Genomic DNA, 11,230 nt, shown 5'->3' with positions numbered 1-11,230 from the left:
ATATAAGGGTAGCCTTGTGGACTCATTTTCTGCCATAGAGATAGATAAAGTTAAAGCCTGGGATTTTCGGCTAGCTGATATAAATACGTCTGAAAGTTTAAATGTTGCCTATGGTGTCGATGCTAATTATCTTGATGGTGTAGGTGTTTCCATCACATCAATTGTCCTGAATAATCGACATATTAATCTTGATTTTTATATTATTGCTGATGTTTATAATGATGTTTTTTTTCAAAAAACCGAAAATCTTGCAAAACAATATCAATTAAAGATCACGCTTTACAAAATTAATACTGATAATCTTCAGTGCTTGCCTTGTACGCAGGTCTGGTCGAGAGCAATGTATTTCCGCTTATTCGCATTTCAATTTTTGGGTTTAACTCTTGATCGCTTGCTTTATCTTGATGCCGATGTCGTTTGTAAGGGAGATATCAGTCAACTATTGCATCTGGATTTAAACGGAGCGGTGGCTGCCGTTGTCAAAGACGTCGAGCCAATGCAGGAAAAGGCAGTGGCCAGATTGTCTGATCCTGAATTGCGAGGGCAATATTTCAATTCTGGTGTTGTTTATTTAGATTTAAAAAAATGGGCTGATGCAAAACTGACAGAAAAAGCATTATCTATTCTTATGAGCAAAGATAATGTCTACAAATATCCTGATCAAGATGTAATGAACGTCTTATTGAAGGGGCTGACAATATTTTTACCTCGTGAATTCAACACTATTTATACCATTAAAAGTGAATTAAAAGATAAAACGCATCAAAACTATAAAAAAATAATTACAGAAAATACGCTTCTTATTCATTATACAGGAGCTACTAAACCATGGCACAAATGGGCAATTTATCCATCTGTAAAATATTTTAAAATAGCTTTAGATAATTCGCCATGGAAAAATGATTCACCCAGAGAAGCAAAATCAGTTATTGAATTTAAGAAAAGATATAAACATTTGTTAGTACAACATCATTACTTTACCGGAATCATTGCAGGAGTCCGTTATCTTTACCGTAAATATTATCGCAAATAAAATTTAATTGGTTTATTATGATTCAGAAAAATAAGATCAAAGATTGGGTAGTTTTTACTGATGACAGAAATTCAAAATATCTCAATGTATTAAATGATTTCTTGTCTTATAACATAAATATCATCAAAGTTTTTCGCTCTATTGATGATACAAAAGTTATGCTTATTGATACCGATTACGGTAAATTGATACTTAAGGTTTTCTCTCCAAAAATTAAGCGCAATGAGCGTTTTTTTAAGTCTCTAATAAAAGGAGATTACTACGAACGCCTTTTTGAGCAAACTCAAAAAGTGCGCAGTGAAGGGTTGCACACGCTCAATGACTTTTATTTATTGGCGGAGAGAAAAACTTTACGATTTGTTCATACTTATATCATGATCATTGAGTATATTGATGGCGTAGAGTTGTGTGATATACCCGATATTGATAATGAATTAAAAAATAAAATCCAACAATCAATTAATTCCTTGCATCAACATGGTATGGTATCTGGTGATCCTCACCGCGGTAACTTCATTATTAAAAATGGTGAAGTTAGAATTATTGATCTCTCAGGGAAACGCGCTTCGGCACAACGAAAGGCAAAAGATCGTATTGATTTAGAACGTCATTACGGCATTAAAAATGAGATTAAAGATCTTGGTTATTATTTTTTAGTTTATCGTAAAAAAATGCGCAACGTTATGCGACGCTTGAAAGGAAAACCAGCGCGTTAGAACAGATATATACCATAAATACACATCTTCGTCAGGTCATTTCTACGCGGAGTTATTTATTTTACAGGTTGATCATGAAGAATATTAGATACATTGACAAAAAAGATGTCGAAAACCTGATTGAAAATAAAACATCTGATGATGTTATTATTTTTCTATCCGGCCCTACATCACAAAAGACACCCTTGTCAGTATTACGGACAAAGGATGTTATTGCTGTCAATGGTTCTGCGCAATATTTGTTGAGTCATAATATCGTCCCTTTTATTTATGTTCTTACAGATGTTCGCTTTTTACATCAGCGTCGTGATGATTTTTATAAATTTAGCCAGAGAAGCCGTTATACCATCGTAAACATTGACGTTTATGAATATGCCTCCGAAGAAGATAAACAATACATCCTTCAGAATTGCCTTGTGCTACGGTCATTTTACCGCAGGGAAAAAGGTGGATTTATAAAGAAGATTAAACTTAATATTTTGAGTCAAATTCATAAAGAACTGCTGATCTCTGTACCTTTATCTAAGAGAGGCCGGCTGGTTGGATTTTGTAAAGACATTAGCCTTGGTTATTGTTCATGCCATACTATTGCCTTTGCGGCAATCCAAATAGCCTATTCACTGAAATACGCTCGGATTATTTGTTCCGGTCTGGATTTAACAGGGAGTTGTTCGCGTTTTTATGATGAAAATAAGAATCCTATGCCCTCGGAGTTGAGTCGGGATTTTTACAAAATATTGCCATTCTTTCGTTTCATGCGTGATAATGTAAAAGATATCAATATTTATAACTTGTCCGATGATACTGCAATTCAATATGATATTATTCCATTTATGAAAATATCAGAGATTGAAGAGTCTTGCGATTATGAAAAAATAAGCTAATATTTTCTATGCTTTTATATCGTATTATAAAAATATTGGAGTTGGCTATTAATGATTAAGAAAATAATATTTACCGTCACACCAATATTTTCTATACCGCCAAAAGGAGCAGCAGCGGTCGAAACATGGATTTATCAGGTGGCAAAAAGGCTTTCTGTACCAACAACTATCGCCTGTATTCGAAACGATGGCTATCCGACCTATACAAGAGTCAATGATAATTGCGATATTCATTATATTGGTTTTAGTCGTCTCTATAAGCGAATTTTTCAAAAATGGACTCGACTTGATCCTGTACCGTATTCTCAGCGCATTTTAAATACCCAACCTAAAAATACCAATCCAAAAGAATCTGTTATTGTTATTCATAATAGTATGAAACTGTATAAACAGATTCGTGAGAGAAATTACCAGGCACAGCTGGTAATGCATTTTCATAATGCTTTCGAACCAGAACAGTTAGACAGAAATGCAAAGATAATCGTACCGAGCCAGTTTCTTTTTGATTTCTACTCAGAAAAAATGCCTGACGCAAATATCGCTATTGTGCCTAATGGTTTTTGCTCTGAATTATATTCACAAACTAATATAGCAGATTTAAGGAAAAAGCTTAATATTGGCACAAATGATATCGTGCTACTATTTGCAGGAAGAATATCGCCGGATAAAGGTTGTTTGATGCTTATGGATGCTTTTAATAAGCTACGTAAGAAGCAAGATAACCTTAAATTGGTTATCGTTGGCGATCCTTTTGCCAGTAAAAAAGGTGAAAAAGCTGAATATCAGAAAAAAGTTCTGGATGAGGCGAAAGCCATTGGCGCGCAATGTATTATGGCAGGTGGGCAGCCACCGGAGCAGATGCATAATTACTACCATTTAGCCGATCTGGTGGTTGTTCCTTCTCAGGTAGAAGAAGCTTTTTGCATGGTCGCCGTCGAAGCAATGGCGGCCGGTAAACCTGTTCTTGCCAGTCAAAAAGGTGGTATTAGCGAGTTTGTTCTGGAGGGGATAACGGGCTATCACCTTGCTGAACCGATGACATCTGAAAGTATTCTCGCTGACATTAGCCGGGTTTTAGCTGATAGTAATAGAACGCAGATTGCCGAAAATGCCCAAAAATTCGTTTTCTCAAAATATAGTTGGGAACATGTAACTCAGCGTTTTGAAACTCAGATGCAAGACTGGTTTGGCTAAAGATTATTTGATTAAAAAAGCCTGCCTGGTTTTAATGTCAGGCAGGCTTTTTTATTATTTATTTCGCATTGCTAACAGCAATCCAACAATCAAGCCAATGGGTTTGAGATCAACTTCTTCGAAGTTACCACGAATAATATAAAAGCCTACAAGAGTTAAAAATAGCAGTAATTGACCATTGTAAGGCGAGACGGCTACTTTTTGGAATGTTGCGTTGGCTGTTTCTTTGATAATCGAACCATAGAGATAAAGTAAAGCCAGTAACCCAGCCAGACCTGCTGCAAACCAAATTGACAGAATAATGTTATGTGGTCCAATGGATTGTTTGAATCTCCAGGATGGAAAATCTACGACGCGTTTATTATAAACACCATGGTAAATATCATCTCCGTAGCCATATCCCTTAAATGGATTTTCCATTATTAATGTCCAGGCCGTACCCTGAGTACCATTAGTATAGCGATTAGAACTATCAGTTTGTTGAAGCTTATAAATTAATCTGTCTTTATGGGCGTGATCAGTTTTATAGGTAAATACGCAAGCGGCCGCGGTGGTAATAATTATGGAGGTGAACATTAGTAGTTTCCACTGGCGATTTAAGATTAACCACAGTAGAGTAACAATGAATACTGCCAGCCATGCACCTCGGGAGAGTGTTCCTAATAGCAGAAACAGGAAAACGGCACTGAAAACTACAAAACCTATTTTATAAGATGTCTTCTTGATAAACCAAAGATTTAATAATGCTGGAAATAAGAATACCATCGAATCTGAAATACTACGATGCTCATAAGTCGTAAATGGCATTATTCCTTTATTATAATCCTGAATGTAAAGAATAAGTTCAACAAGACAACGTAATCCAAGTCCGGTAACTAATGAATATAGTATGATTTTACCGATACTTTCATTGTCCTCATCTTTTAGTAATGCGGGTATAAGTAAACTATATGCTAAAAATCCTTTAAGCACTGTGTTACTGAATTCTTTAAAACTTATCTTTAGGTCGGGCGAGATAAAAATAGCATATAAAAGAATGAGTGATAGTGCTATGACACTATAAAAAAGATTGTTTTTATAGAGTGCTGTGAATGTTTTGGGTGCACGAGAGATTTGATAAATTACCGTAATAATCATTAGCACTGAAATGATATGTTTATAACGGGTAATACCATCAAGGAAAAAGGTTGTCAGAAAAAGAAATACCAACGCCTTATTCCAGTATGGTTTCCAGTTTTCTCTATTATGCAGCGCTAATGAGGCTGTTAACATTGCTTTTCCACCATTTTTAATATAAAACGCGTTAATTAGAAGTTTATTTTTTCAAATACTGTTATTGCAGGCAGATGAGCAAGATCTTTATCTGCTGCCCGACAAACCACCTGGTTCTTCCCATACCCGCCAATTAATCCCGGATCTGTAGGTCCATAAACCGTAATATTCGGCTTGTCCAGCGCTGCTGTTAAATGGCTTAATCCTGTATCCACCGACACCACAAATTTCGCCCCAGCTAACACGCGGGCAACGCCCTCCAGACTCATCTTCGGCAATACGTCGACATAAGCAAATCCTTCTGCCAGCCTTTTTGCCCGTGCTTCTTCATGCGGTGCGCCCCACGGTAATTTAATACGAATTCCCGAATCTGCCAGCAAGCCAATTAATTCTCGCCAGTGCGCTTCCGGCCAGTGTTTATCATCACGGGTTGTCGCGTGGAGAAATACAGCATATTCGCCAGCATCAGGCAGTGGGTTAGTCAGGAAATGTTGTGCAATGGCATAATCGCCCTGGGTTTGCGGTTTGCTATAGCCCAGACTTTTGGCGAACAGTTCACGGGTGCGTTCTACAGCGTGCTGCTGTTTTGCAATATGGTGCTTGCGATTGTAAAACAGGCTTGCCAGCGGTTCACGAGCCGTTTGCCAGTCCATTCCATGCTTAACGCCATGCGCCAGACGCGTTACCAACGCCGCGCTTTTTACCAGTCCCTGGGCGTCGATAATCGCATCATAGTTTTTTGCCTGAAGGGCTTCACGAAATGTTTTCCGCTCCGCCTTAATGGGCGCAGAAAACCATGCTTTACGCCAGCGGCGTATTGCCACCGGAATCACCTGCTCAACGGCGTCGTGCCAGGAAGGAATCTGTGCGAAACCTTCTTCCACTACCCAGTCAAATGTAATGCCCGGGATTGCCTGTCGGGCATCAGTGAGCGCGGGCAGCGTGTGGAGGACATCGCCCATTGACGATGTTTTGACGATCAGAACCCGCATTCGTCAGGTTTCCTCTTGTAACAACAGCGTATTGAGTTCTTCCAGTACGCGCTGAGGCGTAATGTCGATCAAACTCTGGTGATACCCTTCCGCAGCATCGCCTTTACGCACTTTGTGATAGCCGCTAATCAGGCGGATGACTCGCGCTTTATGGGAAAGCGGTGGGGTGAAATCCGGGCTACTCGGACCATACAGGGCAACCAGCGGACGATTGAGGGCCGCAGCAACGTGCATCAGACCAGAGTCGTTAGTGACAATGGCCTTACAGGCTGCAATCAGGATAACGGCTTGCTCAAGTTGTGTCTCGCCAGCCAGATTCCGACACCACGCCTGCTGCTCGTTATTCAGAGCGGCAAGAATCTCATTGCCCGCTTCATGATCTTTTGTCGAGCCAAACAGAACCACCTGGTAGCCTTCATCAATCAACTGTTTTGCCAGTTCCGCATAGTGGTAGTGCGGCCAGCGTTTCGCCGGGCCAAACTCCGCGCCTGGGCAAAAGCCAATCATCGGGCGTTCTGACGAGAGCGAAAATTGATTGCAGGCGTACGATTTTTCGCCTTCGCTCACCTGCAATTGCGGCCATAACAATGGCTGCGGCAGATCTTGTGCGGTCCGCATCACGCCTTTGTCATAGGCCAGTGCGACATAGCGTTCCACCATCAGCGGCCATGCTTCTTTATCAAGTACGCGCACATCGTTGAGTAAACCGTAGCGCATTTCGCCGCGCCAGCCGGTGCGATGAGGAATTCCCGCGAAGAAAGGCACCAGTGCGGATTTAAAAGAGTTCGGTAAGACGTAGGCGCGGTCGTAACGTTTTTCGCGCAGGCTCTGACCTAGCTTGCGGCGTTCGCCAATTTCCAGCGCTCCGTGACCGAGAGGCATGGGAATCGCTTCGTTGACTTCCGGCATCCGCGACAATAACGGACGGCACCATGCCGGTGCCATCACGTCAATTATCGCCTGGGGATAGCGCGCCTGGAGCGTGCGATAGAGACTTTGCGACATCATCATGTCGCCAACCCAAGACGGGCCGATCACCAGTATTTTCATGCAGTGCTCTTATGCGTCGCGATTCAGCCAGGCCATATATTCCGTTACGCCTTCGGCAACGGTCTTGAATGGTTTGTCGTAACCCGCAGCGCGCAAATTAGTCAGATCCGCCTGAGTGAACTTCTGATAACGGCCTTTCAGTTTATCCGGGAATGGAATGTATTCGATCTGACCTTTCTTGTGGTAAGCCAGCGTCGCGTCTGCCACTGCCTGGAAGGATTCTGCACGACCTGTTCCAAGATTGAAGATGCCGGAAACGCCATTTTCCAGGAACCACAGGTTGACATCAGCCACGTCGCCTACATAAACGAAGTCGCGTTTAAAGTTCTCGCTGCCTTCGAACAATTTCGGTGATTCACCGTTGTTAAGCTGGGTGTTGAGATGGAAAGCCACGCTTGCCATGCTGCCCTTATGGCCTTCACGTGGTCCATAAACGTTGAAGTAACGGAAGCCGACAATCTGTGAATTTGCTTCTGGCAGGATTTTACGAACGTATTCATCAAACAGGAATTTTGAGTAACCGTAGACGTTCAGCGGTTTTTCGTATTCGCGGGATTCGATAAAGTCGGAAGTGCGCCCGCCGTAGGTCGATGCGGAAGAAGCATACAGGAACGGGATTTCGCGCTCCAGGCAGTAGTGCAGCAGTTCTTTAGAGTATTGATAGTTGTTATCCATCATATACTTGCCGTCCCACTCGGTGGTGGAAGAACACGCGCCTTCGTGGAAAATTGCTTCGACATCGCCAAACTCTTCGCCTGCCATAACCTGGATCAGGAAGTCTTCCTTATCCATATAGTCTGCGATATTCAGGTCAACCAGGTTCACAAACTTGGTGCCGTCTTTCAGGTTGTCCACCACCAGGATATCGGTGATGCCTTTATCATTCAGGGCCTTAACGATGTTGCTGCCGATAAAGCCCGCGCCGCCGGTAACGATGATCATAACTGTAACCTTCGAATTATGGAGTCAGAGACAATCTCAGACACGAATGCTTCTATCATATCACTACATGGCGTTGGCTTCAGCCATTCGCCAAAAGTGAGGGAGATGGGGATTATTTATCCTGAATTTTGCAGAAGTGTTAAGGCCTCATCTCGTCGCAACCTATAAGTTTGGGTAATATGTGCTGGAAATTGCCCTGTCTGGAGAACTGCAATGCGTGGAGAATTTTATCAGCAATTAACTAACGATCTGGAAGCCGCAAAGGCGGAAGGGTTGTTTAAAGAAGAGCGCATTATCACGTCTGCGCAGCAAGCAGACATCACTGTGGCTGATGGAAGCCACGTTATTAACTTTTGCGCCAATAACTATCTCGGACTGGCAAATCATCCAGAGCTGATTGCGGCGGCAAAAGCGGGAATGGACTCTCATGGTTTTGGGATGGCTTCGGTGCGCTTTATCTGCGGCACCCAGGATAGTCATAAAGAGCTTGAGCAGAAACTGGCTGCATTCCTGGGAATGGAAGATGCGATTCTCTACTCTTCTTGTTTTGACGCGAACGGCGGCCTGTTTGAAACGCTGCTGGGTGCGGAAGACGCCATTATTTCCGATGCGCTAAATCACGCCTCGATCATTGACGGTGTGCGTCTGTGTAAAGCCAAACGCTATCGTTACGCCAACAACGATATGCAGGAACTGGAAGCACGTCTGAAAGAGGCGCGTGAAGCCGGGGCGCGCCATGTGCTGATCGCCACCGATGGCGTGTTCTCTATGGACGGCGTGATTGCCAACCTGAAAGGGGTTTGCGATCTCGCGGATAAATACGACGCTTTGGTGATGGTCGATGACTCTCACGCCGTCGGTTTTGTCGGTGAAAACGGTCGCGGCTCCCATGAATACTGCGATGTGATGGGCCGGGTCGATATCATCACCGGCACACTCGGTAAAGCCTTAGGCGGCGCATCTGGTGGTTACACCGCGGCGCGTAAAGAAGTCGTTGAGTGGCTGCGTCAGCGTTCTCGTCCGTATCTGTTCTCTAACTCGCTGGCACCGGCCATTGTTGCGGCTTCCATCAAAGTCCTGGAGATGGTTGAGGCGGGTAGCGAACTGCGCGATCGCCTGTGGGCCAACGCGCGTCAGTTCCGTGAGCAGATGTCAGCTGCAGGTTTTACCCTGGCAGGTGCTGACCACGCGATTATCCCGGTCATGCTTGGCGATGCGGTCGTTGCGCAGAAATTTGCCCGTGAACTGCAAAAAGAGGGCATTTACGTCACCGGTTTCTTCTATCCGGTCGTCCCGAAAGGTCAGGCGCGTATTCGTACCCAGATGTCTGCGGCGCATATTCCTGAGCAAATTACGCGTGCGGTAGAAGCGTTCACGCGTATTGGTAAACAACTGGGCGTAATTGCCTGAATGAGGATGTGAGATGAAAGCGTTATCCAAACTGAAAGCGGAAGAAGGCATCTGGATGACCGACGTTCCTGAACCGGAACTCGGGCATAACGATTTGCTAATTAAAATCCGTAAAACAGCCATCTGCGGGACTGACGTTCACATCTATAACTGGGATGAGTGGTCGCAAAAAACCATCCCGGTACCGATGGTCGTAGGCCACGAATATGTTGGTGAAGTAGTGGCTATTGGTCAGGAAGTGAAAGGCTTCAAGATTGGCGATCGCGTGTCTGGCGAAGGTCATATCACCTGTGGGCATTGCCGCAACTGTCGCGGCGGTCGTACCCATCTGTGCCGCAATACTATTGGTGTTGGCGTTAATCGTCCTGGTTGTTTTGCTGAGTATCTGGTGATCCCGGCATTCAACGCCTTCAAAATCCCTGACAATATTTCCGACGACTTAGCCGCAATTTTCGACCCGTTCGGTAATGCGGTACATACGGCGCTGTCGTTTGATTTGGTAGGCGAAGATGTACTGGTTTCTGGCGCAGGCCCAATCGGTATTATGGCGGCGGCGGTGGCAAAACACGTCGGCGCACGCAATGTGGTGATCACCGACGTTAACGAATATCGCCTTGAGCTGGCGCGTAAAATGGGGATCACTCGTGCGGTTAATGTCGCGCAAGAAAATCTCAGTGACGTGATGGCCAAACTGGGTATGACTGAAGGCTTTGATGTTGGTCTGGAGATGTCTGGCGCTCCGGCAGCATTCCGCACCATGCTGGATACCATGAACCATGGCGGTCGCATTGCAATGCTGGGTATTCCTCCGTCTGATATGTCCATCGACTGGACGAAAGTGATCTTTAAGGGCTTGTTCATTAAAGGCATTTACGGCCGTGAGATGTTTGAAACCTGGTACAAAATGGCGGCATTGATTCAGTCTGGTCTGGATCTCTCGCCGATTATCACTCATCGTTTTTCCATCGATGATTTCCAGAAAGGCTTTGACGCCATGCGTTCAGGCCAGTCCGGTAAAGTTATTCTGAGCTGGGATTAAAACGAACAAGGGCTGGAATACCAGCCCTTGAAGCTGATGGCAAACACAAAATTGCCTGATGTGCTACGCTTATCAGGCCTACATAATTTCTGCAATATATTGAATCTGAAAGGCTTTGTAGGCCGGATAAGGCGTTTACGCCGCATCCGGCATAAACAAAACGCACTTGGTCTACAATCTGAAAATTCAAAATTCCAGCCCTTTTCCCTGAGGATAAGCCGTTAAATATGTAAAATCCTGTCAGTGTAATAAAGCGTTCGTAATTGCGCTGTTATCTTATATTACTGTTTTCATTATCTCTCTGGCCTGAATTTACTCGCTCCCCCGTAAAAATAATATCTCACAGGCTTAATAGTTTCTTAATACAAAGCCTGTAAAACGTCAGGGTAACTTCAGACATAGTCGGTAATTTATGATGAACAATGCAAATAAACTAAGTGTTATTATCCCGTTATATAATGCGGGTGATGATTTCAACGCTTGCATGGAATCTTTAATCGCGCAGACCTGGACTGCTCTGGAAATTATTATTATCAACGATGGTTCAACGGATAATTCTGTTGAAATAGCAAAGCATTATGCAGAAAACTATCCGCATGTGCGCTTGCTGCATCAGGCGAATGCTGGCGCATCGGTAGCGCGTAATCGCGGAATCGAAGCGGCAACCGGCAAATATGTCGCTTTTGTCGATGCGGGTG

Annotated in this window: 11 protein-coding genes; 7 read left to right on the top strand and 4 right to left on the bottom strand. The window is 43.7% G+C overall.

Going from position 1 to position 11,230, the window contains the following annotated elements:
• The first annotated feature begins 16 nt into the window (after positions 1–16).
• The 4 genes from rfaJ to EA14781_RS10055 all read left to right on the top strand — a co-directional run bounded on the left by rfaJ (position 17) and on the right by EA14781_RS10055 (position 3,827).
• Complete coding sequence (gene rfaJ, locus EA14781_RS10070; RefSeq protein ID WP_000376902.1) at positions 17–1,033, top strand: lipopolysaccharide 1,2-glucosyltransferase RfaJ; 1,017 nt, start codon at positions 17–19, stop codon at positions 1,031–1,033.
• 17 nt (positions 1,034–1,050) lie between these two features.
• Entirely contained in the window at positions 1,051–1,749 is a 699-nt protein-coding gene (gene rfaY / locus EA14781_RS10065) for a lipopolysaccharide core heptose(II) kinase RfaY (RefSeq protein WP_000615165.1), read from the top strand.
• Positions 1,750–1,823: 74 nt separating this feature from the next.
• Positions 1,824–2,633 (top strand): 3-deoxy-D-manno-oct-2-ulosonate III transferase WaaZ, encoded by an 810-nt coding sequence (waaZ, locus tag EA14781_RS10060; protein ID WP_000790285.1) that lies wholly within the window; start codon positions 1,824–1,826, stop codon positions 2,631–2,633.
• 51 nt (positions 2,634–2,684) lie between these two features.
• Positions 2,685–3,827: a lipopolysaccharide N-acetylglucosaminyltransferase gene (locus tag EA14781_RS10055; protein WP_000591812.1), complete on the top strand. Its 1,143-nt coding sequence runs from the start codon at positions 2,685–2,687 to the stop codon at positions 3,825–3,827.
• Between the two features lie 54 nt (positions 3,828–3,881).
• Here the strand turns inward: EA14781_RS10055 and rfaL are convergent, their stop codons facing one another.
• The 4 genes from rfaL to rfaD are packed head-to-tail and all read right to left on the bottom strand — an operon-like array spanning position 3,882 to position 8,083.
• A complete protein-coding gene (gene rfaL, locus EA14781_RS10050) occupies positions 3,882–5,099 on the bottom strand; it encodes an O-antigen ligase RfaL (RefSeq protein WP_000954406.1) in 1,218 nt (405 codons plus the stop codon).
• Between the two features lie 35 nt (positions 5,100–5,134).
• The gene (rfaC, locus tag EA14781_RS10045; protein WP_001264631.1) at positions 5,135–6,091 is read right to left on the bottom strand and encodes a lipopolysaccharide heptosyltransferase RfaC; all 957 of its coding nucleotides are present in this window, start codon (positions 6,089–6,091) and stop codon (positions 5,135–5,137) included.
• A 3-nt stretch (positions 6,092–6,094) separates the two neighbouring features.
• Positions 6,095–7,141 carry an ADP-heptose--LPS heptosyltransferase RfaF gene (gene rfaF / locus EA14781_RS10040; RefSeq protein ID WP_000699251.1) on the bottom strand — a complete coding sequence of 349 codons (1,047 nt, stop codon included), beginning with the start codon at positions 7,139–7,141 and terminating at the stop codon, positions 6,095–6,097.
• Between the two features lie 9 nt (positions 7,142–7,150).
• Positions 7,151–8,083, bottom strand: a complete 933-nt coding sequence (gene rfaD, locus EA14781_RS10035; protein WP_000587781.1) for an ADP-glyceromanno-heptose 6-epimerase — start codon at positions 8,081–8,083, stop codon at positions 7,151–7,153.
• 213 nt (positions 8,084–8,296) lie between these two features.
• Between rfaD and kbl the strand changes: the two genes are divergently transcribed.
• The 3 genes from kbl to EA14781_RS10020 all read left to right on the top strand — a co-directional run.
• Positions 8,297–9,493: a glycine C-acetyltransferase gene (kbl, locus tag EA14781_RS10030; protein WP_001213824.1), complete on the top strand. Its 1,197-nt coding sequence runs from the start codon at positions 8,297–8,299 to the stop codon at positions 9,491–9,493.
• A gap of 13 nt (positions 9,494–9,506) precedes the next feature.
• Positions 9,507–10,532 carry an L-threonine 3-dehydrogenase gene (gene tdh, locus EA14781_RS10025; protein ID WP_000645977.1) on the top strand — a complete coding sequence of 342 codons (1,026 nt, stop codon included), beginning with the start codon at positions 9,507–9,509 and terminating at the stop codon, positions 10,530–10,532.
• Between the two features lie 412 nt (positions 10,533–10,944).
• Positions 10,945–11,230, top strand: a 286-nt coding sequence (locus tag EA14781_RS10020; RefSeq protein WP_042335586.1) for a glycosyltransferase, incomplete at its 3' end; no start/stop codon positions are given.

The organism is Escherichia albertii NBRC 107761 = DSM 17582 (genome assembly GCF_000759775.1).
Taxonomy (GTDB): Bacteria; Pseudomonadota; Gammaproteobacteria; order Enterobacterales; family Enterobacteriaceae; genus Escherichia; species Escherichia albertii.
This window is presented reverse-complemented; position numbering and strand designations above follow the sequence as displayed.

Bases quoted from the DNA above. Each gene is read 5' to 3' on its own strand.
- tdh (WP_000645977.1), top strand. From the start codon at position 9,507: ATGAAAGCGTTATCCAAACTGAAAGCGGAAGAAGGCATCTGGATGACC.
- EA14781_RS10055 (WP_000591812.1), top strand. From the start codon at position 2,685: ATGATTAAGAAAATAATATTTACCGTCACACCAATATTTTCTATACCG.
- rfaD (WP_000587781.1), bottom strand. From the start codon at position 8,083: ATGATCATCGTTACCGGCGGCGCGGGCTTTATCGGCAGCAACATCGTT.
- waaZ (WP_000790285.1), top strand. From the start codon at position 1,824: ATGAAGAATATTAGATACATTGACAAAAAAGATGTCGAAAACCTGATT.
- rfaC (WP_001264631.1), bottom strand. From the start codon at position 6,091: ATGCGGGTTCTGATCGTCAAAACATCGTCAATGGGCGATGTCCTCCAC.
- rfaL (WP_000954406.1), bottom strand. From the start codon at position 5,099: ATGTTAACAGCCTCATTAGCGCTGCATAATAGAGAAAACTGGAAACCA.
- kbl (WP_001213824.1), top strand. From the start codon at position 8,297: ATGCGTGGAGAATTTTATCAGCAATTAACTAACGATCTGGAAGCCGCA.
- rfaF (WP_000699251.1), bottom strand. From the start codon at position 7,141: ATGAAAATACTGGTGATCGGCCCGTCTTGGGTTGGCGACATGATGATG.
- rfaY (WP_000615165.1), top strand. From the start codon at position 1,051: ATGATTCAGAAAAATAAGATCAAAGATTGGGTAGTTTTTACTGATGAC.